The sequence below is a fragment of the Heyndrickxia sp. MSNUG genome, assembly GCF_049532715.1.
GTDB lineage: Bacteria > Bacillota > Bacilli > Bacillales > Cytobacillaceae > Mesobacillus.
Genome location: NZ_CP150978.1, coordinates 26,275 through 51,592 on the forward strand (window position 1 = coordinate 26,275; position 25,318 = coordinate 51,592).

The window sequence follows — 25,318 nt, forward strand, 5'->3', positions numbered from 1 at the left end:
TGAAAAGAAGGACTTAGGATTTATGACGGTCTTTTGAATACATTAAAATTTTCCTGGATCAACAGCCAGTTTTGCGGGAAGGAAAGCCCGAGCTTCCAGTAGCTCATACCTCTCAATTTCAACTCTTTGATTAAATCAAATTTTGCCTGTATGGAGCGGGCATCCTCAAACCAGACCTCATGCTGCTTTCCGTCAGCTGCTTTATATTTGAAGGTCGGTGCCTGAGCTTTTGCATCGTATTGTATAGGAACATTGTACCTGGCAGCCAGTTCAATACCCTGCTGCGGACTTATTGCCCTAGCTACGCTCCCTTCCACAAATGGAAGGGTCCAATCATAGCCATATAGGTTCTGGCCCATCATGATTTTTCCAGGGGGAATCTCAGTAATGGCATACTCCAGCACTTGGCGGACTGGTCCTATTGGTGAAACTGCCTGAGCTGGTCCGCCGCTATATCCCCATTCATAGGTCATAATGACGACAAAATCGACTATTTCTCCATGTGATTTGTAGTCATGTGCCGTATACCATTCTCCCATCTGGGCGGCGCTTGTTTTCGGAGCCAGGGCAGTTGAAATGAGCCATCCTTCCTGCTTGAAACGGTCTCTTGCTTTTCTGAGGAATTGGTTGTATGCCTCACGGTCAGCTGGTCTTAGGAATTCAAAATCAAAATGGATATCACGGAAGCCGTATTTTTTCGCAGTGGCCACAATATTGTTCAGAAAACGGTTTTGTACTGTCATATCATTTAATAATATACGGCCCAGCTCATCGCTGAACTGGTCATTTTCCTGGTTCGTAATAACCATCATCAGCGTATTGTTATTTGCCCTTGCAATTGCAGGGAAATCATTTAAAAGCGGTTCTTTCAGCGACCCATCACGGAGGGCCTGGAAACTGAAGGGTGCAAGATAGGTCAAATAAGGGGCAGCCTCGCGCGCAGCTGTTTCTAGTGCTGGAGCAACGGTGTTCCCACGCGGTTCGACATACGCATTGAATTCAGCTCTTGTTTTTGGCCGTGGCGGAATATAGAGACGGAGGCCAAGAGAAAGAGGCTGATTGACAGATATTCCATTAATCCTGGCAAGCTCTTGATAAGCAATACCGAACTTCCTTGAGATCGACCACAGAGAATCACCGGGCTGTACCCAGTAAAAGCTGCCGACGATCGGAATGACCATTGCCTGGCCAACCACAAGGTTATTTGGATTAGGAAGTTCATTTGCTTCTGTAATATCCTGAACGGATGACCCATAAATCTGGGCAATCTGCGATAATCTCTGATTAGGGCGCACAACATGTATTTGCATCTTCTTCCCTCCCTGGCATAATAGCGCTACAACCATTGTATGAAGGAAGAAAATGCAGTATGTTATAAATCAAGCTCCTTAGCTGGCTTAGTTTCTGCAGACAATACATTTTTCATCATTGTTAAAGCGTATTGGTTATCTTCGTCGTTGTTTGAAGCGATGCAGTCCTCAGGGATCATGAGGTTATACTCGCGCATATAGGCATCATTGGCGGTGAAGAGAACACAAATATTACCGGCAATACCAGTCAGGATCAGAGTATCAACGTCCAATTGCTGGAGCAAGGTGTTAAGTGCCGTTCCATAAAAAGCGGAATGCTTTGGTTTTATCAAAAAATAATCCTTGTCCTTTTCAGGAGAAATCTTATTGATGATTTCCTCACTTTTTTTATTGCAGCAAAAATCCATTATTTTTTCGAAATCTGCCTGCCATAGATTATAATGGTCATTAATATAGATGACCGGAAGGCCCTTTTCGTTAAAATTCTTTTTTAACTGTAAAATAGGATCAATTATTTTCATAGTATGGTCAGCCAATGCTTCTCCAGCATCAAAATTAAAATCGTTGATCATATCGATGATTAATAAGGCTGTTTTAGTCATGTACTTCCTCTCCTTTGCTATATTTTTAGACCGCAGGAGGATTCTTAAACCACATGGGAATAAATCACTTACTCAATTAATGGAGGAAAAGATGTCAACTCAACTAACTCCAGATGAACGATATATGTATGAAGCGATAGAAGAGGCGAAAAAAGCGGGACAAATAGACGAAGTACCCATCGGAGCAGTCATTGTGCATAATGGTGAGATCATCGCACGCGCTCATAATCTTCGTGAAACAAGGCAGAGCTCGATTGCCCATGCGGAAGTGCTGGCGATTGATGAGGCTTGCTCGAAGCTCGGGACGTGGCGGCTTGAGGATGCAGTCCTTTACGTCACGCTTGAACCATGTCCGATGTGCGCGGGTGCAATCATGCTGTCGCGAGTGCAAAAGGTGGTTTTTGGCGCCGTAGATCCTAAGGGTGGATGTGCGGGGACGTTCATGAACATACTCCAGGATGAACGCTTTAACCATCAGAGTGAAGTAGTGTCTGGCGTCCTGGAGGAGGAATGCGGTGCACTGTTATCCAATTTCTTCAGGAACCTGCGCGAAAAAAAGAAACGTATGAAAAGACTGGCGAAAGAGGCATTGGAACAGGAGACAGGAATTGACAGCCAATAAACATTGATTTTTATAGGCGAAATTAGTATACTATGTATGTGTCCTTGAGACACACCTAAACAAGGTTTCAATTTTGCCGTGCTAGTCGGGGAGGTAGCGGTGCCCTGTACCCGCAATCCGCTCTAGCGGGGATGAACTCCTTCCCGAGGCTGTTTTACTGTAGGGTCTGCCTTAAGTAAGTGGTGTTGACGCCCGGGTCCTGCGCAATGGGAATCCATGAACCATGTCAGGTCCGGAAGGAAGCAGCATTAAGTGGACGCTCCCATGTGCCGCAGGGTTGCCTGGGCTGAGCTAACTGCTTAAGTAACGCTTATGGTATTCAGTCGACGGAAGGTGCGCGGCAGTTATATAATAAACAACCAACTCATTTCCTTTGCGGAGATGAGTTTTTTGTTGTTTCAAGTAAGACGAGAAAAAACCTTGAACTTTCCATTTGTAAAAGTGAAATTGAAAAAAATATGCGTTATAATAGGAAAGATAATAAAACGAAGGGAGCGGTGTCATTGGCCTACCAAGCTTTATATCGTGTCTGGCGTCCACAGCAGTTCATTGATGTGGTCGGGCAGGAACACGTCACAACGACACTGCAAAATGCTCTGCTTCAACAAAAAATATCACATGCCTATCTTTTTTCGGGACCGCGTGGAACCGGAAAGACGAGTGCTGCAAAAATTTTGGCAAAAGCAGTTAACTGTGAAAAAGCTCCGACAACCGAGCCTTGTAATGAGTGTGATGCCTGCCGTGGAATAACGGACGGATCCATTCCCGATGTGATCGAGATCGACGCCGCTTCAAATAACGGGGTTGAAGAAATCCGGGATATTCGTGACAAGGTTAAATATGCACCAAACGTCGTGAAGTACAAAGTTTACATCATAGACGAAGTGCATATGCTTTCCATCGGGGCATTCAACGCACTGCTCAAAACTCTTGAAGAGCCTCCGAAGCATGTCATCTTCATTCTCGCAACGACTGAGCCGCATAAGATTCCATTAACGATCATTTCAAGATGCCAGCGATTTGATTTTAAGAGAATCACGGCCCAGGCCATTGTTGGCAGGATGAAGCAAATTGTTGAGGAATCAGGAGTTAATTGCGATGAAAAAGCCTTGCAGATTATTGCAAGGGCAGCAGAAGGCGGAATGAGGGATGCCTTGAGCTTGCTTGACCAGGCGATTTCATTCAGCCAGGACAGGGTTACGCTTGAGGATGCATTAACTGTAACCGGTACAGTCTCACAAAATTTTCTTAATCAGCTAGCGAATGCGATTTACGAGCGGAACGCTGCGGCCGGACTGGAAGCGTTGGAAGAACTGCTCATGCAAGGGAAAGACCCAGCAAGGTTCATTGAAGACCTAATATACTTTTACCGAGATATGCTTCTGTATAAGGCAGCGCCAGCTCTTGAAGAGTCCATGGAACGAGTCATGCTCGATGAGGATTTTCAGGAATTGGCCAATAAAATTGATTCGGCTCAAATCTATGAATTAATAGAAGTGTTGAACAAAGCACAGCAAGAAATGCGCTGGACAAATCATCCGCGTATTTTCCTTGAGGTCGCAATTGTGAAGCTATGCCAGCTGGAAAACCAATCTCCGGCCAGCAATGTGAATGTCGAGCCATTGCTTAAAAGGATTGAACAGCTAGAGGAGAAGCTCGCATATTTCCAGCAAAATCCTGGTCAAGCTGCGAGTGAGCCTGCTGCGGCTGCAAAAAAAGCGCCGCGTGCTAACCGGAAAGGGTTCCAGGCACCTGCCGGTAAAATCAATGAAGTGTTAAAGAATGCAACAAAGGCAGACCTGCAGACAATCAAAAGCCGTTGGGGCGATCTTCTTGAGATGCTCGCGGCAAAACAAATGCGATCACAGGCTGCATTGTTGAATGAAGCTGAGCCAGTTGCTGCATCCGATGCAGCTGTAGTGATAAAATTCAAATATGAAATACACTGTCAAATGGCAATGGAAAACACCAGGTTTGTCGAGACCGTCAGCGGTGCCATGCATGAATACACGGGCAAGATGCTGCAGGTAATAGGTGTGCCGGAAGACCAGTGGCTTAAAATAAGGGAAAGCTTTATCAGCCAAAGAGGCGATGGGGCAGATGAAGGGCCATCAGCTAATGAAGACCCGCTGATTGCTGAAGCCAAGAAATTATTTGGCGATGAATTAATACAAATACAAGATTAAAATTGGAGGTACGTTAATATGATGCGTGGAATGGGTAATATGCAAAATATGATGAAGCAAATGCAAAAGATGCAAAAGAAGATGGAAGAAGCACAAGTTCAATTAGGTGAAGAAAAGATCGAAGGAACTGCTGGCGGCGGCATGGTTACAGTCATCGTAACTGGACACAAGGAAATTGTGGATGTTCAAATCAAACCAGAAGTTGTTGACCCGGATGATGTTGAAATGCTTCAAGACCTAGTGCTTGCGGCAACGAATGATGCATTGAAAAAAGCAGAAGAACTATCAAACAAGACAATGGGACAATTCACAAAAGGAATGAACCTTCCTGGGGGAATGTTCTAGGAGGAATAGAAAAGAATGCATTATCCTGAACCAATATCAAAGCTGATCGACAGCTTTATGAAATTGCCGGGTATCGGCCCTAAAACGGCCGCTCGTCTGGCATTTTTCGTCTTGAGCATGAAGGAAGAAACCGTATTGGATTTCGCGAAAGCACTAGTAAATGCCAAGAGGAATCTGACATATTGTTCAGTTTGCGGCCATATCACTGACCAGGATCCTTGTTATATTTGTGAAGACCAGCGCAGGGATCGAAGCATCATCTGTGTAGTACAGGATCCAAAAGATGTGATAGCCATGGAAAAAATGAAGGAATACAACGGCTTGTATCATGTACTCCATGGAGCGATTTCGCCAATGGACGGCATTGGTCCAGAAGACATCAATATACCCGATCTATTAAAGAGGCTTCAGGATGAGACTGTTCAGGAGGTAATCCTTGCAACTAACCCCAATATAGAGGGAGAAGCAACAGCCATGTATATTTCCAGGCTGTTAAAGCCTTCAGGCATTAAGATCACGCGTATAGCACATGGACTGCCAGTCGGCGGTGACCTTGAATACGCTGATGAGGTCACGCTCTCCAAAGCATTGGAAGGACGCAGGGAAGTGTAATTAGGGAATTACCATTTTCCATCGAACCTTGGAATGGTTTTCGTAGAGGTAGCTGATTCGGTTCTTCGCCGGGATAGTCACTGATTTATGCGATAAATTCAACTGGAGGAAAGTCATGTTGTTTCGTAAAAAGAAATGGCTTAGAAAAGAATTCGACCAAAAATTAATGGAACAGCTTAACACCATGAAGACAAACTGGAATAATCAAAAGCTACTGGTTGAAAGAAGCTTCGATCCATCAGAAGAGTTTATCACCGAAGCAAAGATTGCCGAAGCAAAGTACTTCTTTCTATTTAAAGAAGCAAAACACAGGAAAATTACGATTAAGGCAAGGTAGCACTCACTATTTTCCATGCAATAAGGTCTTATTTTGATAACTTGTACATAAAAATTAGTACAAGACATTGAAATAAGGGGGAACAGTATGGATCCTGTAGTTGTCATATCGATCCTTGGCGGATTGATCTTCCTGCTGCTGGTCATAGGTGCACCGACAAAACCACTCCGTTTTGTCGGCCAGGGTGCAGTAAAGATTTTAATCGGAGCCATCTTTTTATTTTTTCTTAATGCTTTCGGAACCAGCTTCGGAGTTTACGTGCCAATCAATATAGCAACAGCAGCGGTTTCTGGATTGTTAGGAATACCTGGTGTTTTTGCACTTGTTGCGATTCAGACATGGATTATATAATGATTAGCTGATGGAAATGCCGCTTGTGGAAAGCGGCATTTTTTATGTTTTTCGTTGTTCACGGTATCTTTTTTAAATTCATGATTTTTGAAAAAGGCAAGAATCTATTCTTCCTACAAAAAACAATCTGTGGAAAATAGCTTTTTTATGAAAAAGTTATTGACCAACCAAGCAAGAGTTGTTATTATATAAAAGTTGCTGTTGGACATCAGTTAAAAACTTTTAAAAAAAGTGTTGACGAAGCAATCGCAACATGATATATTATTTAAGTCGCCTACGAGCGACGCCAGAAAAATTGCTCTTTGAAAACTAAACAAACAAGCGTCAACAAACAATATTATAGTGACTTCTATTATATAGATGATCACTAGCCAACGTTTTAAATTATGAGCTTAACTCATACTCTTTTTTGGAGAGTTTGATCCTGGCTCAGGACGAACGCTGGCGGCGTGCCTAATACATGCAAGTCGAGCGGATCTTCATTAGCTTGCTTTTGAAGATCAGCGGCGGACGGGTGAGTAACACGTGGGCAACCTGCCTGTAAGACTGGGATAACTTCGGGAAACCGGAGCTAATACCGGATAATCCTTTTCCTCTCATGGGGAAAAGCTGAAAGACGGTTTCGGCTGTCACTTACAGATGGGCCCGCGGCGCATTAGCTAGTTGGTGAGGTAACGGCTCACCAAGGCGACGATGCGTAGCCGACCTGAGAGGGTGATCGGCCACACTGGGACTGAGACACGGCCCAGACTCCTACGGGAGGCAGCAGTAGGGAATCTTCCGCAATGGACGAAAGTCTGACGGAGCAACGCCGCGTGAGCGATGAAGGCCTTCGGGTCGTAAAGCTCTGTTGTCAGGGAAGAACAAGTATCGGAGTAACTGCCGGTACCTTGACGGTACCTGACCAGAAAGCCACGGCTAACTACGTGCCAGCAGCCGCGGTAATACGTAGGTGGCAAGCGTTGTCCGGAATTATTGGGCGTAAAGCGCGCGCAGGCGGTTCCTTAAGTCTGATGTGAAAGCCCCCGGCTCAACCGGGGAGGGTCATTGGAAACTGGGGAACTTGAGTGCAGAAGAGGAGAGCGGAATTCCACGTGTAGCGGTGAAATGCGTAGAGATGTGGAGGAACACCAGTGGCGAAGGCGGCTCTCTGGTCTGTAACTGACGCTGAGGCGCGAAAGCGTGGGGAGCGAACAGGATTAGATACCCTGGTAGTCCACGCCGTAAACGATGAGTGCTAAGTGTTAGAGGGTTTCCGCCCTTTAGTGCTGCAGCAAACGCATTAAGCACTCCGCCTGGGGAGTACGGCCGCAAGGCTGAAACTCAAAGGAATTGACGGGGGCCCGCACAAGCGGTGGAGCATGTGGTTTAATTCGAAGCAACGCGAAGAACCTTACCAGGTCTTGACATCCTCTGACAACCCTAGAGATAGGGCGTTCCCCTTCGGGGGACAGAGTGACAGGTGGTGCATGGTTGTCGTCAGCTCGTGTCGTGAGATGTTGGGTTAAGTCCCGCAACGAGCGCAACCCTTGATCTTAGTTGCCAGCATTAAGTTGGGCACTCTAAGGTGACTGCCGGTGACAAACCGGAGGAAGGTGGGGATGACGTCAAATCATCATGCCCCTTATGACCTGGGCTACACACGTGCTACAATGGATGGAACAAAGGGCAGCGAAGCCGCGAGGTGAAGCCAATCCCATAAAACCATTCTCAGTTCGGATTGCAGGCTGCAACTCGCCTGCATGAAGCCGGAATCGCTAGTAATCGCGGATCAGCATGCCGCGGTGAATACGTTCCCGGGCCTTGTACACACCGCCCGTCACACCACGAGAGTTTGTAACACCCGAAGTCGGTGGGGTAACCTTTTGGAGCCAGCCGCCTAAGGTGGGACAGATGATTGGGGTGAAGTCGTAACAAGGTAGCCGTATCGGAAGGTGCGGCTGGATCACCTCCTTTCTAAGGATATTGCCGTAAAGGTAATCGGAATGCGAATCTTATGATTCGTACAGTTGACCGCTTGTTTGTTTAGTTTTGAGGGAGCGATTCCTCTCATATGATATATGGGCCTATAGCTCAGCTGGTTAGAGCGCACGCCTGATAAGCGTGAGGTCGATGGTTCGAGTCCATTTAGGCCCACCATATATCTCTCATAATTAATGGGGCCTTAGCTCAGCTGGGAGAGCGCCTGCCTTGCACGCAGGAGGTCAGCGGTTCGATCCCGCTAGGCTCCACCATTGTTCCTTGAAAACTAGATAATCGTAAGTAAGAAGAACCAAGAAAAACCGAGTGATCGCCATTTTAGTTTTTCTCTCTATTTAATAGAGAATCAACCACGACAATTTATTGTCAAACGGTTAAGTTAGAAAGGGCGCACGGTGGATGCCTTGGCACTAGGAGCCGATGAAGGACGGGACTAACACCGATATGCTTCGGGGAGCTGTAAGTAAGCTTTGATCCGGAGATTTCCGAATGGGGAAACCCACTGTTCGTAATGGAACAGTATCTTTACCTGAATACATAGGGTATTGAAGGCAGACCCGGGGAACTGAAACATCTAAGTACCCGGAGGAAGAGAAAGCAAACGCGATTCCCTGAGTAGCGGCGAGCGAAACGGGACATAGCCCAAACCAAGAGGCTTGCCTCTTGGGGTTGTAGGACACTCTACATGGAGTTACAAAGGAACGGGGTAGATGAAGTGGTCTGGAAAGGCCCGTCAGAGAAGGTAAAAACCCTGTAGTTGAAACTTCGTTCCCTCCTGAGTGGATCCTGAGTACGGCGGGACACGAGAAATCCCGTCGGAAGCTGGGAGGACCATCTCCCAAGGCTAAATACTCCCTAGTGACCGATAGTGAACCAGTACCGTGAGGGAAAGGTGAAAAGCACCCCGGAAGGGGAGTGAAATAGATCCTGAAACCGTGTGCCTACAAGTAGTCAGAGCCCGTTAATGGGTGATGGCGTGCCTTTTGTAGAATGAACCGGCGAGTTACGATCCCATGCAAGGTTAAGTTGAGAAGACGGAGCCGCAGCGAAAGCGAGTCTGAATAGGGCGAATGAGTATGTGGTCGTAGACCCGAAACCAGGTGATCTACCCATGTCCAGGGTGAAGGTTGGGTAACACCAACTGGAGGCCCGAACCCACGCACGTTGAAAAGTGCGGGGATGAGGTGTGGGTAGCGGAGAAATTCCAATCGAACTTGGAGATAGCTGGTTCTCTCCGAAATAGCTTTAGGGCTAGCCTCACGTTGTAAGAGTCTTGGAGGTAGAGCACTGTTTGGACTAGGGGCCCTCATCGGGTTACCGAATTCAGACAAACTCCGAATGCCAAAGACTTATCCGTGGGAGTCAGACTGCGAGTGATAAGATCCGTAGTCAAAAGGGAAACAGCCCAGACCACCAGCTAAGGTCCCAAAGTATACGTTAAGTGGAAAAGGATGTGGAGTTGCTTAGACAACCAGGATGTTGGCTTAGAAGCAGCCACCATTTAAAGAGTGCGTAATAGCTCACTGGTCGAGTGACTCTGCGCCGAAAATGTACCGGGGCTAAACGTATCACCGAAGCTGTGGATTGACATCTTTGATGTCAGTGGTAGGAGAGCGTTCTAAGGGCGTTGAAGCTAGACCGTAAGGACTGGTGGAGCGCTTAGAAGTGAGAATGCCGGTATGAGTAGCGAAAGATGGGTGAGAATCCCATCCACCGAATGCCTAAGGTTTCCTGAGGAAGGCTCGTCCTCTCAGGGTTAGTCGGGACCTAAGCCGAGGCCGAAAGGCGTAGGCGATGGACAACAGGTTGATATTCCTGTACCACCTCTTTATCGTTTGAGCAATGGGGGGACGCAGTAGGATAGGGTAAGCGCGCTGTTGGATATGCGCGTCTAAGCAGTAAGGCTGCAAGTGAGGCAAATCCCGCTTGCGTGAAGGCTGAGCTGTGACAGCGAGGGAAATATAGTACCGAAGTTCCTGATTTCACACTGCCAAGAAAAGCCTCTAGCGAGATAAAAGGTGCCCGTACCGCAAACCGACACAGGTAGGCGAGGAGAGAATCCTAAGGTGAGCGAGAGAACTCTCGTTAAGGAACTCGGCAAAATGACCCCGTAACTTCGGGAGAAGGGGTGCTCATTTGGGTGAATAGCCTAGATGAGCCGCAGTGAATAGGCCCAGGCGACTGTTTAGCAAAAACACAGGTCTCTGCGAAGCCGCAAGGCGAAGTATAGGGGCTGACGCCTGCCCGGTGCTGGAAGGTTAAGAGGAGGGGTTAGCGCAAGCGAAGCTCTGAATCGAAGCCCCAGTAAACGGCGGCCGTAACTATAACGGTCCTAAGGTAGCGAAATTCCTTGTCGGGTAAGTTCCGACCCGCACGAAAGGCGTAACGATCTGGGCACTGTCTCAACGAGAGACTCGGTGAAATTATAGTACCTGTGAAGATGCAGGTTACCCGCGACAGGACGGAAAGACCCCGTGGAGCTTTACTGTAGCCTGATATTGAATTTTGGTACAGCTTGTACAGGATAGGTAGGAGCCTGAGAAACCGGAGCGCCAGCTTCGGTGGAGGCGTCGGTGGGATACTACCCTGGCTGTATTGAAATTCTAACCCACGCCCCTGATCGGGGCGGGAGACAGTGTCAGGTGGGCAGTTTGACTGGGGCGGTCGCCTCCTAAAGAGTAACGGAGGCGCCCAAAGGTTCCCTCAGAATGGTTGGAAATCATTCGCAGAGTGTAAAGGCACAAGGGAGCTTGACTGCGAGACCTACAAGTCGAGCAGGGACGAAAGTCGGGCTTAGTGATCCGGTGGTTCCGCATGGAAGGGCCATCGCTCAACGGATAAAAGCTACCCCGGGGATAACAGGCTTATCTCCCCCAAGAGTCCACATCGACGGGGAGGTTTGGCACCTCGATGTCGGCTCATCGCATCCTGGGGCTGTAGTCGGTCCCAAGGGTTGGGCTGTTCGCCCATTAAAGCGGTACGCGAGCTGGGTTCAGAACGTCGTGAGACAGTTCGGTCCCTATCCGTCGTGGGCGCAGGAAATTTGAGAGGAGCTGTCCTTAGTACGAGAGGACCGGGATGGACGCACCGCTGGTGTACCAGTTGTCTTGCCAAAGGCATCGCTGGGTAGCTATGTGCGGACGGGATAAGTGCTGAAAGCATCTAAGCATGAAGCCCCCCTCAAGATGAGATTTCCCATAGCGCAAGCTAGTAAGAACCCTGAAAGATGATCAGGTTGATAGGTCAGAGGTGGAAGCGCGGTGACGTGTGGAGCTGACTGATACTAATCGTTCGAGGACTTAACCAAATTAGATTACTCGTTCTTCTTTTTTCTTCTTACACATTATCTAGTTTTGAGGGAACAAAACCTCAAACCAAATAGTCTGGTGGCGATGGCGAGAAGGTCACACCCGTTCCCATACCGAACACGGAAGTTAAGCTTCTCAGCGCCGATGGTAGTTGGGGGTTTCCCCCTGTGAGAGTAGGACGCCGCCGGGCAAACGAAAGAACAGCTGTAATGGCTGTTCTTTTTTTGTGTCTTATTAAATGTGGATACACAGTAATGGTAACCAGTTAGTTGGGTTATAATCGATTTTACCGGAATGATCTTAGCAGTCACCGGTATGGTATTTCTATCAACCGGTAGTAAGTGTGGGCTAACAGGTATTATGTTTTGCTCAACTGGTATTAAACTTCGTCCAACTTGTATTAATTAATTTTCATCAAATCAATATTATAAGCGGAAATCCCCAAATTAGAGTACGAATAACCATTTATAAAATGAATTCCTTAGCTTCATCACCGCCTTAAAACTTTTGGTGTCAAAAATACCCTTTATTAATTGGCTTTTTAAACAAGGGTGTTGATTTTCGTTCCAAGCGCTTCGCTTTCCGCGGGGTATGGCGCTGAGCCTCCTGATATGAACGAAACTGTCAAGATTCCCACTCTACATCATGTTTGGTTTTGTTTTTGAGCACTTTTAAGAAGAGAAGCCATTTTAGGCTTCTTAACCTAGTTCGCTCCTTCGGAATTTCACCTGACCAGCTGCGCCCGCAGGAATGCCAAGAAAAGTGCCTATCTTACCATATAATAATTAACCAACCCTAAATTGTTATAAGACATACAAGGAAATGGGAAGTCAATCATAAAATATAAAACAATTAAACTTTCTAAAATATTATTCGGAAAATTGTATACAAAAAGGAGCTGCTGGCAACAATAGGTGTACGGAGGTGGAGAAATTGGGTTCGCTTTTAGCAAAAAAACAAGTTGGGGAAACGTGTGTGGTTTGCGAACAGGCTAAAACAGCAGGAATACACCTGTATACTTCATTTATTTGCACAGAGTGTGAGAGCGTCATGATCAAGACTGATACGTGTGATCCTAAATATAAATATTACGTAGAAAAGTTAAGGAAAGTAACGAATCCTGAGATTTATAGTTAAAAGCCTCTTTATAGGGCTTTTATTTTTTTTGCTCAAAATCAATGTTAGAATAGGTAAGTATGAATGAATAATGTATATAAGGTGAGTATATGAAACAAACGAGAACACCTTTGTTTGACCAACTAATTAAGCATAACCAGAAAAGTCCCATTTCCTTTCACGTTCCCGGTCATAAATTTGGCGAAGTTTTTTTGGAAAAGGGACAATCCTTTTTTAGTGATATATTAAAGCTTGATGCCACAGAAATAACGGGCCTTGATGATTTGCATTCTCCAGAGGGTGTCATTTTAGAAGCGGAAGAGTTATTAGCAGATTTGTATCGTACACAAAAGAGCTTTTTTTTAATAAATGGCTCTACAGTAGGAAATTTGTCTATGATTCTTTCTGCCATAAACGAAAATGATCTCGTACTGGTACAGCGCAATTCTCATAAATCAATTATGAATGGAATAAAACTTGCTAAAGCCAATCCTGTCTTTATCAGCCCTGATTTTAACGAGGAATATAAAGTTGCAGGAGGACTGAATATAGATGACATTAAGTCGGCTATTAACCAGTATCCAGATGCAAAGGCACTTATTTTAACATATCCTAATTATTATGGGTTGACCTATGACCTCAAGAGTATCATCGATTTGGCTCATACCCATGACATTCCTGTGCTGGTGGATGAGGCACATGGTGTGCATTTTATTGCGGGGGATTCTTTTCCGCAATCTGCAGTGGAGCTAGGGGCCGACATCGTTGTGCAATCTGCACATAAAACGCTGCCTGCGATGACGATGGGTGCTTTTCTCCACTTTCAAAGCAGCTTGGTTTCTGGGGATAAATTACAGTTTTATTTACAGGCGCTGCAATCTAGCAGTCCATCTTATCCCTTGATGGCTTCTCTTGATTTGGCGCGAAGCTATCTGGGCACATACAGTCAAGAGGATCTCACCTATCTTAGTGGAGAGATTGAAAGTTTCCGGAGTACGATAAATAACATCGAGACGATTCGGTTATTGAACCAGGGTGATCCTTTAAAGATAACTATCCAGGCAACAGGTACATTATCTGGATTTGAATTGCAAAGAATTTTGGAGTCACAGGGGATTTTTACCGAATTAGCGGACCCTTACAATGTCCTATTTGTGCTTCCTTTGTTGAAGAGAGGAATGAAGCACAGATGGCTAGAGGCCGCTGATAGCCTTGCCGCTGCAGCTTTGTCGATTCCGAAAGAACGGTCGATTAGCGAGAACCATTTTATAAAAAATTACGCGATTTCAACATTAGCTGTCGGTTATAAGGAAATGGAACGCCAGGAAACAGAGGTCATTCCGCTTGATGCCTCTGCCGGAAGAATCTGTGCAGAATCCATTATCCCGTACCCTCCTGGTATTCCACTTTGCCTTCCTGGTGAAGTGGTGAAGGAAGAGGATTTACAGACAATTTGCTATTTGAGGAATATAGGTGCGAAAATCCAGGGTGGAGAGTTTTTGTCTGCTGATAAAATAAAAGTGTTTAAGAGTTGGGGGATCTAAATGACTAACGGAATTTTTATAACAATTGAAGGACCGGATGGGTCAGGCAAGACAACGATAATTAATATGCTTGCTGATAATCTTCAAAAAGAAGGGTTCGAGGTTGTGGCTACACGCGAGCCTGGAGGTATTGAGATTGCTGAGCAAATCAGGCAAGTGATCCTGGACCGTGATAATACGGCGATGGACCCACGCACTGAGGCGCTATTATATGCTGCTGCAAGAAGGCAGCATCTGGCTGAAAAGGTAAAGCCAGCTCTTGAAAAGGGAAAAATCATTTTATGTGACAGGTTTGTCGACAGTTCGTTGGCTTATCAGGGATATGCCCGCGGCCTTGGCATTGATGAGGTGTACTCGATTAATGAGTTTGCCATTGAAGATATGATGCCTCAGCTTACTTTATATTTTGATTTGGCTCCAGAATTGGGACTTGAAAGAATCAATAAAAATAAAGGCCGGGAAGTGAACCGCCTTGATCTTGAGAATCTGGAATTCCACCAAAAGGTGAGAGAGGGATACATGATTCTTGCAGATCGATTTTCGGATCGAATTGTAAAAATTGATGCTTCCCGGGAGCTAGAAGCAGTTTATAAAGATGCTGAAGCGAGAATAAAAGATGAATTGAATAAGTGATCAATTGAGACAAGCCTGGTTGACTTTAAGGCTTGTTTTTATTTAGAGGCGCTTGTTGACTGTTTAAGAATAAATAACTGTGGCACTATTTGGAAGCGTTTGGGATTTTTAGTATAAATCATGTCTTGTCACGTGAATCCTGTTATAATGGGAATACAAATGTTACGGAATAAAAAATAGGAGGAACATGAATGAAACTAATTTTAGCCGTGGTTCAGGATCAGGACAGCAATCGTTTGTCGAATGCATTGGTGGACCATAATTTTCGAGCAACAAAAATGGCTAGTACAGGTGGATTCTTAAAATCAGGGAATACCACTTTTATCATAGGAACCGAAGACATCAGGGTAGAAAAAGCACTTGAGGTTATCAGGGATAATTGTAAATCAAGAGACCAGCTTGTGGCACCGGTATCTCCAATGGGGGGAAATGCAGATTCGTATGTTCCTTACCCAGTGGAGGTTGAAGTTGGGGGAGCAACCGTATTTGTATTGCCGGTTGAGCAGTTTCACCAATTTTAATCAGATATAAGAAATGAATTAATAAATGTAAGAGAGTGATCGCATTGGCAAAAACGTGGGACGAGCTGGAGAGACTGCAGCCGAATGTTTTAAAAATGATAAAAAACAGCATCCTGAAAAATCGAATAGCCCATGCGTATTTATATGAAGGTATGAGGGGCACTGGCAAAAAGGAGATTAGTATGCTCCTGGCCAAAAGCATCAATTGTCATGCTCCGGTTGAAGGCTATAAACCTTGTGAAGGCTGTGTGAATTGCAAGAGGATCAACAGCGGCAACCACCCTGATATCCATCTTGTCGAACCTGATGGTCTGTCTATTAAAAAAGGCCAGATCCAGGAGCTTCAGGAGGAGTTTTCAAAAACGGGCGTTGAATCCAAAAATAAGCTGTACACCATTGTCCATGCAGATAAAATGACGACAAATGCAGCGAACAGTTTATTGAAGTTTCTCGAAGAGCCGCATGCGGGTACGGTTGCGGTCTTGATTACCGAGCAGGCCCAGCAGATGCTGCCGACAATTTTATCCAGATGCCAGCACATCAATTTTACACCGCTATCTCCTAAAAATATGGCAGAACAGTTGATAGCAAACGGTGTTAATCCTCAGAGTGCACCGCTCTTTGCGCAGCTGACGAACAATTTGGAAGAAGCTCTGGAAATTAGTCATAATGATTGGTTTGCACAAGCACAAAAAATAGTGTTAAAATTATATGAAGTGCTAAAAAAGAATTCCCTTGAAGCAATGGTCACGCTTCAGGAAAACTGGTTTACCCACTTCAAAGAGAAAGAACAGATTGATCGAGGTTTGGATTTATTACTTCTTATTTTTAAGGATTTATTATACATTCAGCTTGGCAAGAAGGACCAGGTTGTTTATCTAAACGAAAGCTCACGTTTAGAACAGTTTGCACTACAGACATCCGGACGGCGTCTTACCGAACAAATGGCAGCCATTCTGGAGGCGAAGAGGAAGCTGCATGCCAATATGAATCCCCAGCTGCTTATGGAAGAGCTGGTGTTAAAATTGCAGGAGGGATCTACACTTGTATGATGTAGTAGGTGTCCGCTTCAAGAAAGCGGGGAAGATTTATTATTTTGATCCCGGCGATCTCTCAATTCAAAAGGACGAATTCGTCATTGTCGAAACTGTCAGGGGTGTAGAGTACGGAAGAGTGGTTACTCCCCGAAAACAGGTTGGCGAAAAGGATGTAGTCCTGCCTCTGAAAAAGGTAGTCAGAATTGCAGATCAAAAGGATCGTCTTATTGTCGAGGAAAACAAAACAGCTGCAAAAGAAGCATACGATGTTTGCAGTGATAAAGTGAATGAACATCAGCTGGATATGAAGCTTGTTGATGTTGAATATACATTTGACCGCAATAAAGTCATTTTTTACTTCACGGCTGACGGCCGCGTCGATTTCCGGGAATTGGTGAAGGATTTGGCATCCATTTTCAGGACAAGGATCGAGCTTCGCCAGATTGGTGTCAGGGATGAAGCGAAAATGCTTGGCGGTATCGGCCCTTGCGGCAGAATGCTTTGTTGTTCTACGTTCCTGGGAGACTTTGATCCAGTTTCAATCAAGATGGCCAAGGATCAAAACCTCTCGCTTAATCCTACAAAGATTTCCGGGCTATGCGGCAGGCTGATGTGCTGTTTGAAATATGAGAATGATGAATATGAAACAGCGAAGGAGCAGCTGCCTGACCTTGGTGAAATGATCGTGACACCTAATGGTCCAGGAAAAGTGGTAGGGCTGAATATTTTGGAACGTGTGATGCAGGTTGATGTTGCCGGCCAGGAACGCGTGCTTGAATATACGCTTGAGGAAATACAGGAAGCAGGAGCTGTATCGTTGCAATCATCCACAGATTAATGAGGTGGAACAGGTGGATAAAAAAGATATCTTTGACTCAGTAAGTAATATGGAAGCACAAATCGGTGATTTATACCGTCAGCTTGGTGAGTTAAAACAGCATTTAGCAGAGATTCTGGAAGAGAATAACTCTTTAAAGCTGGAAAATGAGCATATAAGACGCCGTCTGGATCAAGCTATTGGTAAGAAAGATCCAAACATTAAGAAGGATAGTAAAGAAAACATCCATACAGTCCAGGCCGAAAAACATGTTGTCGATGTTGGCGAAGGCTATGATAACCTTGCCCGGCTTTATCAGGAAGGTTTCCACATCTGCAATTTGCATTTTGGCAGCCCGCGCAAAGAGGATTGCTTGTTTTGTTTATCATTTCTTAATAAAAAATAATTGGCAGCCTTCCTTCATTGGGAAGGCTATTTTTATAAGGTTTTATTATTGGAGGAACAAATCGAGATGCTTAACCTAAAAGAAGATGAAAGACTGGACTATTTACTGGCAGAGGATTTAAGGATCATCCAGAGCCCGAATGTGTTTTCTTTTTCCCTGGATGCTGTACTGCTCGCAAGGTTTGTATGGGTGCCGATCCAAAGAGGGAAGATTGTTGACCTTTGCAGTGGAAATGGTGTGATACCTCTTTTTTTAAGTGCGAGGACAAAAGGAACGATCACAGGGGTAGAAATACAGGAACGTTTATATGATATGGCTGTCCGCAGCATTGAGTACAACCAGCTTGAGGATCGTCTGCAAATGGTCCATGGAGATATCAAGGAAGCGCCTAAACAGCTTGGTTTTGAAAAATATGATGTGGTAACATGCAATCCACCTTATTTTCCGACACCTTCAAAGGAAGAAATAAACGAGAATGAACATATGGCAATAGCGCGTCATGAAATCCTCTGCACACTGGAGGATGCGATTAAATCTTCAAGCCAGCTTGTTAAGCAAGGAGGCAAGGTTGCCTTTGTGCATCGTCCGGGAAGGCTGATCGATATCATCGAACTGATGAGAAAATACCGTCTGGAGCCTAAACGGATCCAATTTGTCTATCCAAAGGCTGGGAAAGAAGCCAATACATTGCTGATCGAGGCAATTAAGGATGGCAGTCCTGATCTTAAAATACTTGAGCCCCTGATTGTTTATGATGCCAATAATGAGTACACTCCAGTCGTGAAAGAAATGTTATATGGAAGCAAGTAGGCATTATTTCTATGTCCTGCTTTGCCGGGATGGCAGCCTCTATGCTGGATATACGAACAATCTTGAACGCCGGCTGAAAATGCATAACGAGGGAAAAGGTGCTAAATACACCAAGGGCCGTGGACCGGTAACGCTTGTGTATTCAAAATCCTTTGATGAAAAAAGCGATGCAATGAAAGCGGAATATGAATTTAAGCAATGGACACGAAAAAAGAAGGAAGACTTTCTTTTAAGAGAAATGGGTGGTTTATATGCATCAGCAGAAAAGCTTTGAGCGGGAGAATGAAAAAGGGATCTTGTATCTGGTCCCTACACCGATTGGCAACCTCGAGGATATGACCTTCAGGGCAATCAGAATAATGAAGGAAGCCGATTTAATTGCCGCGGAAGATACACGGAATACGAAGAAGCTTTGCAATTATTTTGAGATTGAGACGCCTGTTACGAGCTATCACGAACATAATAAAGAAAGCAGCGGCTATAAGTTACTTGAAAAAATAAGGGACGGAGCAAAAATTGCCCTGGTAAGTGACGCGGGTATGCCGACGATATCTGACCCAGGCACTGAGCTGGTGGCGGAGGCAATAGCCGAGGGATTGACAGTTGTACCACTTCCTGGGGCAAATGCGGCATTGACTGCCTTAATCGCTTCTGGGATCCAGCCACAGCCTTTCTATTATTATGGATTCCTCCAGAGAGGCAAAAAGGAAAAGAAGAAAGAGCTTGAAACATTGTCAAAACAGACAGCAACCATCGTTCTTTACGAATCCCCCCACCGCTTAAAAGAAACGCTGTCTTTAATGCTGGAAGGGCTTGGTGACAGAAAAATCGTCCTTTGCCGTGAACTTACGAAGAAGTATGAAGAATTCATCAGGGGAACGATCTCTGAGGCACTGGAATGGGCTCATGTTGAAGAAATACGTGGTGAGTTCGTTTTAATCATAGAAGGAGCTTCCTTAAGTTCAATAGAAGAAGGAGAAATTCACTGGTGGGAAAAGTTGAGCTTGAATGAGCATGTCGAGCATTATATCTCAACTGAAAATATGAATTCGAAGGATGCCATCAAACAGACTGCAAAGGACAGAGGCATGCAAAAACGAGATGTATACCAGGCTTACCATGTGGATGAGTAAGAAGCAGCAAAGGTCCTGCAAAAAATAACGATTAAAAAAGGCCGTGGAAGGGTCCACGGCCTTGCTTGTATTAGATTTAAGCTTTTACAGGTTCGAAGTTACCCTGGATTTCTTTAAGAAGCTGTTCTGCACCTTCACGGCTAAGAATTAGCTTTCCGCCTGCCAATGTGATGTTGTTGTCAGATACTTCACCAGTAATATGGCAAGTCATGTTTGGCTTATATTTTTTAAGGATGATGCGGTCATCGTCCACATAGATTTCTAGAGCATCCTTTTCTGCGATGCCAAGAGTTCTTCTTAGTTCGATCGGAATAACCACGCGTCCAAGTTCATCAACTTTACGTACAATACCAGTAGATTTCATAGTAAAATAGTCTCCTCTCATTTTCCCATATATTGTTTCGTCATAATTCGACATATTTTTTTCTATTGGTTTTATAATACCAGCGATTCCAATAACCGTCAATTAATTTATTTTTCTTCCATTAACAATTTTTAACACTTATTAAAAACCTTTTTATATCAACGTTTAAGGTTGGAGAGTCTAGAAGGAGCAAGGATTGTCGCCATGTTTTTGTCTCGGGAAACAGACAAAAATGTTTTTGGTAATATAATATTATTTGCGAGATTCGACAAATTTCTACATCTCTTTCGACAAAATGTCATAAGTTTGTCATATTCACGGCATATTGCACATTTTAACTTAAATGGGTATATTTTGAGGATAGATAAGGCAATCATTCTATTAAGCTGATTTCGAGTACTTAGTTTCCTTTATACCATGGAATAATCGGCTTTTACAAAAACAAATTCTTAAATGGAAAATTAGTGAAGAGCGATAATTCGAAACCTGACTTTCTATTATGTATGTAAAGAGTGCAGAATAAGTTGGAATTGATCAGCTCTTGCCCAACAGGGCGGGGCTTTTTTAACACTACAGTAGGAAAGCCAAGGCATTAGCTGGTATAATAACTACTATTAGAATGAACTAGCAGTTTTAGTTAAGGAGGATCTTCATGGAAGAGAAACTGAAAACCTTTTATCTTACGACCCCTATTTATTATCCAAGCGGCAATTTGCATATCGGCCACGCGTATACGACGGTGGCCGGCGATGCAATGGCACGTTATAAAAGGCTCCGCGGCTTTGATGTCATGTATTTGACTGGCACGGATGAGCACGGCCAAAAAATTCAGCGGAATGCTGAAGCTAAAGGAATTACGCCACAGCAATATGTGGATGAAATTGTCGATGGCATCCAGGAGCTATGGGGCAAGCTGGATATATCGTACAACGATTTTATTCGTACTACCCAAGACCGGCACAAGCAGATTGTCGAAAAGATTTTCGCGCAGCTTTTGGAGCAGGGCGATATTTATCTTGATCAATATGAAGGCTGGTACTGTACTCCATGTGAATCCTTTTACACTGACCGACAGCTAGAAGATGGGAATTGCCCAGACTGCGGCCGCCCTGTTGAAAAGGTAAAGGAAGAATCGTATTTCTTTAAAATGAGCAGATATGCCGACAGGCTGCTGAAGTACTATGAAGAAAATCCTGACTTCATCCAACCCGAGTCACGGAAGAATGAGATGATCAATAACTTCATTAAGCCTGGACTTGAGGATTTGGCTGTTTCACGTACGACATTTGATTGGGGAGTAAAGGTTCCAGGAGATCCGAAGCATGTCATTTATGTATGGATTGATGCCCTTTCAAATTATATTACAGCACTTGGCTACGGCACAGAGGATGATTCAAAGTATTTGAAATTCTGGCCTGCGGACGTCCACCTTGTCGGAAAAGAAATCGTCCGCTTCCATACGATATATTGGCCAATCATGCTGATGGCGCTTGATCTTCCACTTCCTAAAAAGGTTTTCGCCCACGGCTGGCTTTTGATGAAGGATGGGAAAATGTCTAAATCAAAGGGCAATGTAGTTGATCCTGTTACTTTGATTGACCGCTATGGCCTTGATGCACTTCGCTACTACTTGTTGCGCGAGGTTCCATTTGGTTCTGATGGCGTGTTTACACCAGAAGGCTTTGTCGAACGCATTAACTTCGATCTTGCTAATGACCTTGGCAATCTGTTGAACAGGACAGTTGCGATGATCAATAAATACTTCGATGGTGAAATTCCTGCTTACAACGGTTCCGAAGGGGAATTTGAGAAACAGCTTCTCGAAGTAAACAACGAAACAGTACAAAAGTTTGAAGAAGCTATGGAAAAAATGGAGTTTTCCGTGGCGCTTACTTCTGTGTGGCAGCTGGTAAGCCGATGCAATAAATTCATCGATGAAACTCATCCATGGGTACTGGCAAAGGATGAAGCTCAAAAAGATGCTTTAGCCAGTGTAATGGTTCATCTTGCCGAGTCATTAAGAAGAGTTGCTGTCCTTTTGAAGCCATTCTTAACGAGGACTCCTGATAAAATCTTTGCCCAGCTGAATGTCGCTTCTGAAGCGCTTCAGACATGGGAAAGTCTTGAATCATTCGGACAAATTCCTTCAGGGACGAAGGTTGTACAGGGAGAGCCGATTTTCCCACGTCTTGATTTGAAGGAAGAGGTTGATTTTATCAAAGAAAAAATGCAAGGCTCAGCTCCTGCAGCAGCACCTATTGAAGAAGAAAAGCCTGAACCGCAGGAAGAAATCACGATTGATGATTTCATGAAGGTCGAGCTTAGGGTTGCAGAAGTCATTCATGCAGAACCAGTGAAAAAAGCTGATAAGCTATTAAAGCTTCAATTAAATCTTGGCTATGAGAAACGCCAGGTAGTGTCAGGAATTGCGAAATACTATAAGCCAGAAGACCTTGTTGGCAAAAAAGTCATTTGTGTCACAAATCTTAAGCCTGTAAAACTTCGTGGGGAACTTTCCGAGGGAATGATACTTGCCGGGGAAAAAGACGGCGTTATGTCACTGGCTTCAGTAGATGACTCACTGTCAATCGGGGCAAAAGTTAAATAAAAATCGACAAGAAAACAAGAAAAACCTGGAAATGTTCCATGTGTAACATTTCCAGGTTTTTTCATGCTCAAAAAGAGCAAACTTTTGGTGAGATTTGCCTAATAGGATCGATCTTTCATTAAGGATAAAACGAAGTGGAAATTAACTTATTAAAAGGGACAAACTATACGAGAAAATCCAAAAAGAAGAAACACACGCCATTCCCGTCAATTGTCGGGTTTTTAAAAATTCAGAACCAAAAATTTGACCTTAACCGCTGAAAAAAGTTATGATATCGACAAAACTTTATCACGATTTTAAGAACATAGTCGCCTGTCTATTCTACATTCAATCAATGATTGTTAGAATGAATCTGTAAGCGGTGCCAGTAAAGGAGTTTAATGATGCTTTTTGACACACACGTACACTTAAATGCAGAACAATTTAACGGCGATCTTCAGGAGGTCATTGACCGGGCAATTGCTGAAGGTGTAACCAATATGGTTGTAGTCGGGTTTGACGAGCAGACGATTAAAAAAGCAATCGAGCTGGCTGAGGAGTACGATTTTATCCATGCGAGCGTTGGCTGGCATCCAGTTGATGCCATTGATATGACACCTGAACACCTGGATTGGCTGAAGGAGTTGGCAAGCCATCCGAAAGTGGTCGCTCTTGGGGAGATGGGGCTTGATTATTATTGGGACAAATCCCCGAAGGAAATCCAGAAAGAGGTATTCCGAAAGCAAATCAGGCTGGCAAGAGAAGTAAGACTTCCGATCATCATACATAATCGCGACGCAACAGCAGACATAGTTGAGATTTTAAAGGAAGAGAATGCAGGGGAAGTTGGCGGGATCATGCATTGCTACAGCGGCAGTGTCGAAACAGCGCTTGAATGCATTGAGATGAACTTCTATATTTCACTTGGCGGTCCTGTTACATTTAAAAACGCCAAGAAACCAAAGGAAGTAGCAGAATCAATTCCGCTGGACCGATTATTAGTAGAAACAGATTGTCCGTACTTGACTCCGCATCCATATCGCGGCAAAAGGAACGAGCCTGCATATGTAAAATTGGTCGCCGAAGAAATCGCAGGATTAAAAGGGTTATCTTTTGAGGAGATTGCAGAAGCAACAACCCAAAATGCTAAAAAATTATTCGGCATAAAGTGATAAAGAATGTTGTCGATTTATCAGCAAGGTTGTCCAAAAAAAATGTGATTCTAAAAAGTTCTACATATCTCACATTCAACATAGGATAACCGTGTCGATAACTCTTGCTTTCCTTTTTATGGAGCTTCTTGCATAATAGGGATTACCTTTGGCGGGGGTGTCTGGGTTGACAAGTCGGCAACAATATCTTTATAATCACTCCGAGAAGAGGAGGCGTTTTTCATCGTGATTAATAGTATGAAAAACCTGTTTTCCAAGACTTTGAGTAAGAAGAAGCTGGTGATTTTTTCTGCTAGTTTCCTAGTTTTTGTGGCTGCGCTGGGGATCTTCATGTATGAAGGAACCAAGAAGACAGTTGCTCTAACATTGGACGGACAGGAAAGAGTCATTAAAACACATGCGAATACAATCCAGGAATTATTTAATGATCTCGATATTTCATTACGCTCAGAGGACTATTTATCGCTGGCGGCAGACACGAAAGTACAGAATGATCTAGCCATCGTGTGGAAGCCGGCAAAACAGGTAGAGGTAATACAGGATCAGGAAAAGAAAACGTATTGGACAGCAGCCGATACTGTGGAGGACTTCCTGAAGGAACAAAATATTGTTTTGAATGAACACGACCAGTTAAACCTAAACCCAGACGCTAAACTGAAAAAGGATATGAAGATTGCCATTCAAAGAGCTTTCCCGCTTAAACTTGTAGTAGGCGGCAAAAAGCAAGATGTGTGGTCGACTTCGACTACGGTCGCTGACTTTTTATCACAGCAAGGGATTACACTCAACAAATTAGACCGTGTTGAACCTGAACTTAAGCAGACAGTCACAAAAAATGCCGTGATTAATGTCATTCGAGTTGAAAAAGTCACCGATGTAGTGGAAGAACCAATTAATTATGCAGTCATCACCAAAAACGACAGCAATCTGGAAAAAGGTAAACAGAAAGTCGTAAACGAAGGCCAGGAAGGCTTACTATCCAAGCGTTATGAAGTAGTCTTGGAAAACGGTAAGGAAGTTTCAAGAAAGCTGGTCAGCGAGAAGAAAATGAAAGAAAAACAGGATAAAGTCGTGGCGATGGGAACTAAAGTTTTAGTTGCTCAAGTTTCACGTGGGTCAAGCGAGCCTGCAGGCAAGGAGATATATGTGTCTTCGACTGCGTATACGGCTAATTGTAATGGCTGTTCTGGTTACACAGCAACTGGAATGAACTTAAGGGCAAATCCAAATGCAAAAGTAATTGCCGTGGATCCTAGGGTTATTCCTTTAGGGACAAAAGTATACGTTGAAGGCTATGGGTATGCAATAGCCGCTGATACAGGTTCTGCAATAAAGGGCTTTAAAATTGATGTCTTTTTCCCATCTAAATCAGATGCATTCCGATGGGGAAGTAAGCGCGTCAAAATCAAAATTCTAAATTAATTCATGGATGCAGGGGAACCTTCCTCTGCATTTTTTGTTTTTTAGCTTATATCAGTTTAAGGTATAATAAGAAAAGTGTTATATATTTATTACCCGGCGGAGC

At 44.2% G+C, this 25,318-nt stretch carries 22 protein-coding genes, 2 tRNA genes, 3 rRNA genes and 1 other RNA gene; 25 read left to right on the top strand and 3 right to left on the bottom strand.

Annotated features, from left to right (window positions below):
• Nucleotides 1-20 precede the first annotated feature (20 nt).
• Both AABM38_RS00120 and AABM38_RS00125 read right to left on the bottom strand, forming a co-directional pair.
• Nucleotides 21-1,310, bottom strand: a complete 1,290-nt coding sequence (locus tag AABM38_RS00120; RefSeq protein WP_423408658.1) for a glycosyl hydrolase family 18 protein — start codon at nt 1,308-1,310, stop codon at nt 21-23.
• A 62-nt stretch (nt 1,311-1,372) separates the two neighbouring features.
• Nucleotides 1,373-1,912, bottom strand: coding sequence for an isochorismatase family cysteine hydrolase (locus AABM38_RS00125; RefSeq protein ID WP_423408659.1), 540 nt, complete (start codon nt 1,910-1,912; stop codon nt 1,373-1,375).
• A 91-nt stretch (nt 1,913-2,003) separates the two neighbouring features.
• Between AABM38_RS00125 and tadA the strand changes: the two genes are divergently transcribed.
• The 22 genes from tadA (at nt 2,004) to rsmI (ending at nt 19,670) form a co-directional block, all read left to right on the top strand.
• Nucleotides 2,004-2,534 (top strand): tRNA adenosine(34) deaminase TadA, encoded by a 531-nt coding sequence (gene tadA, locus AABM38_RS00130; RefSeq protein ID WP_423408660.1) that lies wholly within the window; start codon nt 2,004-2,006, stop codon nt 2,532-2,534.
• Nucleotides 2,535-2,610: 76 nt separating this feature from the next.
• Nucleotides 2,611-2,875, top strand: an RNA gene (ffs, locus tag AABM38_RS00135) — signal recognition particle sRNA large type.
• Between the two features lie 162 nt (nt 2,876-3,037).
• Entirely contained in the window at nt 3,038-4,720 is a 1,683-nt protein-coding gene (dnaX, locus tag AABM38_RS00140; RefSeq protein WP_423408661.1) for a DNA polymerase III subunit gamma/tau, read from the top strand.
• An 18-nt stretch (nt 4,721-4,738) separates the two neighbouring features.
• Nucleotides 4,739-5,065, top strand: coding sequence for a YbaB/EbfC family nucleoid-associated protein (locus AABM38_RS00145; protein WP_170169213.1), 327 nt, complete (start codon nt 4,739-4,741; stop codon nt 5,063-5,065).
• A 15-nt stretch (nt 5,066-5,080) separates the two neighbouring features.
• Nucleotides 5,081-5,677: a recombination mediator RecR gene (recR, locus tag AABM38_RS00150; protein WP_423408662.1), complete on the top strand. Its 597-nt coding sequence runs from the start codon at nt 5,081-5,083 to the stop codon at nt 5,675-5,677.
• A 115-nt stretch (nt 5,678-5,792) separates the two neighbouring features.
• Nucleotides 5,793-6,014, top strand: a complete 222-nt coding sequence (locus AABM38_RS00155; RefSeq protein ID WP_207503267.1) for a YaaL family protein — start codon at nt 5,793-5,795, stop codon at nt 6,012-6,014.
• Between the two features lie 87 nt (nt 6,015-6,101).
• On the top strand, nt 6,102-6,365 hold the full coding sequence (locus AABM38_RS00160) for a pro-sigmaK processing inhibitor BofA family protein (protein WP_423408663.1): 264 nt from the start codon (nt 6,102-6,104) through the stop codon (nt 6,363-6,365).
• A gap of 406 nt (nt 6,366-6,771) precedes the next feature.
• A 16S ribosomal RNA gene (locus AABM38_RS00165) occupies nt 6,772-8,321 on the top strand.
• A 106-nt stretch (nt 8,322-8,427) separates the two neighbouring features.
• Nucleotides 8,428-8,504: transfer RNA gene (locus AABM38_RS00170), tRNA-Ile, on the top strand.
• Nucleotides 8,505-8,523: 19 nt separating this feature from the next.
• A tRNA-Ala gene (locus AABM38_RS00175) sits at nt 8,524-8,599 on the top strand.
• Nucleotides 8,600-8,717: 118 nt separating this feature from the next.
• Nucleotides 8,718-11,652, top strand: a 23S ribosomal RNA gene (locus tag AABM38_RS00180).
• A 75-nt stretch (nt 11,653-11,727) separates the two neighbouring features.
• Nucleotides 11,728-11,843, top strand: a 5S ribosomal RNA gene (rrf, locus tag AABM38_RS00185).
• Together the 16S, 23S and 5S rRNA genes with 2 tRNA genes alongside form the textbook arrangement of a ribosomal RNA operon.
• 743 nt (nt 11,844-12,586) lie before the next feature.
• A complete protein-coding gene (locus AABM38_RS00190; protein ID WP_423408664.1) occupies nt 12,587-12,790 on the top strand; it encodes a sigma factor G inhibitor Gin in 204 nt (67 codons plus the stop codon).
• Between the two features lie 89 nt (nt 12,791-12,879).
• Nucleotides 12,880-14,313, top strand: coding sequence for an aminotransferase class I/II-fold pyridoxal phosphate-dependent enzyme (locus tag AABM38_RS00195; protein WP_423408665.1), 1,434 nt, complete (start codon nt 12,880-12,882; stop codon nt 14,311-14,313).
• Nucleotides 14,314-14,946, top strand: coding sequence for a dTMP kinase (gene tmk, locus AABM38_RS00200; RefSeq protein WP_423408666.1), 633 nt, complete (start codon nt 14,314-14,316; stop codon nt 14,944-14,946).
• Nucleotides 14,947-15,137: 191 nt separating this feature from the next.
• Nucleotides 15,138-15,467: a cyclic-di-AMP receptor gene (locus AABM38_RS00205; RefSeq protein WP_023613337.1), complete on the top strand. Its 330-nt coding sequence runs from the start codon at nt 15,138-15,140 to the stop codon at nt 15,465-15,467.
• 44 nt (nt 15,468-15,511) lie between these two features.
• Nucleotides 15,512-16,519 carry a DNA polymerase III subunit delta' gene (gene holB / locus AABM38_RS00210; RefSeq protein WP_423408667.1) on the top strand — a complete coding sequence of 336 codons (1,008 nt, stop codon included), beginning with the start codon at nt 15,512-15,514 and terminating at the stop codon, nt 16,517-16,519.
• Entirely contained in the window at nt 16,512-17,342 is an 831-nt protein-coding gene (locus AABM38_RS00215; RefSeq protein ID WP_335378604.1) for a stage 0 sporulation family protein, read from the top strand. The genes holB and AABM38_RS00215 overlap by 8 nt, the downstream gene beginning before the upstream one ends.
• Nucleotides 17,343-17,355: 13 nt before the next feature.
• Nucleotides 17,356-17,727 (top strand): DNA replication initiation control protein YabA, encoded by a 372-nt coding sequence (gene yabA, locus AABM38_RS00220; protein ID WP_335378603.1) that lies wholly within the window; start codon nt 17,356-17,358, stop codon nt 17,725-17,727.
• A gap of 66 nt (nt 17,728-17,793) precedes the next feature.
• Complete coding sequence (locus tag AABM38_RS00225) at nt 17,794-18,537, top strand: tRNA1(Val) (adenine(37)-N6)-methyltransferase (protein ID WP_423408668.1); 744 nt, start codon at nt 17,794-17,796, stop codon at nt 18,535-18,537.
• Complete coding sequence (locus tag AABM38_RS00230) at nt 18,524-18,811, top strand: GIY-YIG nuclease family protein (RefSeq protein ID WP_423408669.1); 288 nt, start codon at nt 18,524-18,526, stop codon at nt 18,809-18,811. The genes AABM38_RS00225 and AABM38_RS00230 overlap by 14 nt, the downstream gene beginning before the upstream one ends.
• On the top strand, nt 18,789-19,670 hold the full coding sequence (rsmI, locus tag AABM38_RS00235) for a 16S rRNA (cytidine(1402)-2'-O)-methyltransferase (protein WP_423408670.1): 882 nt from the start codon (nt 18,789-18,791) through the stop codon (nt 19,668-19,670). Before AABM38_RS00230 ends, rsmI begins: the two co-directional genes overlap by 23 nt.
• A gap of 76 nt (nt 19,671-19,746) precedes the next feature.
• On the opposite strand, the gene AABM38_RS00240 is transcribed toward rsmI, so the two are convergent.
• A complete protein-coding gene (locus AABM38_RS00240) occupies nt 19,747-20,034 on the bottom strand; it encodes an AbrB/MazE/SpoVT family DNA-binding domain-containing protein (protein ID WP_125481637.1) in 288 nt (95 codons plus the stop codon).
• Between the two features lie 652 nt (nt 20,035-20,686).
• Between AABM38_RS00240 and metG the strand changes: the two genes are divergently transcribed.
• The 3 genes from metG to AABM38_RS00255 all read left to right on the top strand — a co-directional run bounded on the left by metG (nt 20,687) and on the right by AABM38_RS00255 (nt 25,215).
• Complete coding sequence (gene metG / locus AABM38_RS00245) at nt 20,687-22,642, top strand: methionine--tRNA ligase (RefSeq protein ID WP_423408671.1); 1,956 nt, start codon at nt 20,687-20,689, stop codon at nt 22,640-22,642.
• Nucleotides 22,643-23,025: 383 nt separating this feature from the next.
• On the top strand, nt 23,026-23,793 hold the full coding sequence (locus AABM38_RS00250) for a TatD family hydrolase (protein ID WP_423410613.1): 768 nt from the start codon (nt 23,026-23,028) through the stop codon (nt 23,791-23,793).
• 237 nt (nt 23,794-24,030) lie between these two features.
• A complete protein-coding gene (locus AABM38_RS00255) occupies nt 24,031-25,215 on the top strand; it encodes a ubiquitin-like domain-containing protein (protein ID WP_423410614.1) in 1,185 nt (394 codons plus the stop codon).
• Nucleotides 25,216-25,318: the final 103 nt, after the last annotated feature.

Bases quoted from the DNA above. Each gene is read 5' to 3' on its own strand.
- AABM38_RS00120 (WP_423408658.1), bottom strand. From the start codon at position 1,310: ATGCAAATACATGTTGTGCGCCCTAATCAGAGATTATCGCAGATTGCC.
- AABM38_RS00125 (WP_423408659.1), bottom strand. From the start codon at position 1,912: ATGACTAAAACAGCCTTATTAATCATCGATATGATCAACGATTTTAAT.
- tadA (WP_423408660.1), top strand. From the start codon at position 2,004: ATGTCAACTCAACTAACTCCAGATGAACGATATATGTATGAAGCGATA.
- AABM38_RS00145 (WP_170169213.1), top strand. From the start codon at position 4,739: ATGATGCGTGGAATGGGTAATATGCAAAATATGATGAAGCAAATGCAA.
- recR (WP_423408662.1), top strand. From the start codon at position 5,081: ATGCATTATCCTGAACCAATATCAAAGCTGATCGACAGCTTTATGAAA.
- AABM38_RS00155 (WP_207503267.1), top strand. From the start codon at position 5,793: ATGTTGTTTCGTAAAAAGAAATGGCTTAGAAAAGAATTCGACCAAAAA.
- AABM38_RS00160 (WP_423408663.1), top strand. From the start codon at position 6,102: ATGGATCCTGTAGTTGTCATATCGATCCTTGGCGGATTGATCTTCCTG.
- AABM38_RS00195 (WP_423408665.1), top strand. From the start codon at position 12,880: ATGAAACAAACGAGAACACCTTTGTTTGACCAACTAATTAAGCATAAC.
- tmk (WP_423408666.1), top strand. From the start codon at position 14,314: ATGACTAACGGAATTTTTATAACAATTGAAGGACCGGATGGGTCAGGC.
- AABM38_RS00205 (WP_023613337.1), top strand. From the start codon at position 15,138: ATGAAACTAATTTTAGCCGTGGTTCAGGATCAGGACAGCAATCGTTTG.
- AABM38_RS00225 (WP_423408668.1), top strand. From the start codon at position 17,794: ATGCTTAACCTAAAAGAAGATGAAAGACTGGACTATTTACTGGCAGAG.
- AABM38_RS00230 (WP_423408669.1), top strand. From the start codon at position 18,524: ATGGAAGCAAGTAGGCATTATTTCTATGTCCTGCTTTGCCGGGATGGC.
- rsmI (WP_423408670.1), top strand. From the start codon at position 18,789: ATGCATCAGCAGAAAAGCTTTGAGCGGGAGAATGAAAAAGGGATCTTG.
- AABM38_RS00240 (WP_125481637.1), bottom strand. From the start codon at position 20,034: ATGAAATCTACTGGTATTGTACGTAAAGTTGATGAACTTGGACGCGTG.
- metG (WP_423408671.1), top strand. From the start codon at position 20,687: ATGGAAGAGAAACTGAAAACCTTTTATCTTACGACCCCTATTTATTAT.
- AABM38_RS00250 (WP_423410613.1), top strand. From the start codon at position 23,026: ATGCTTTTTGACACACACGTACACTTAAATGCAGAACAATTTAACGGC.
- AABM38_RS00255 (WP_423410614.1), top strand. From the start codon at position 24,031: ATGAAAAACCTGTTTTCCAAGACTTTGAGTAAGAAGAAGCTGGTGATT.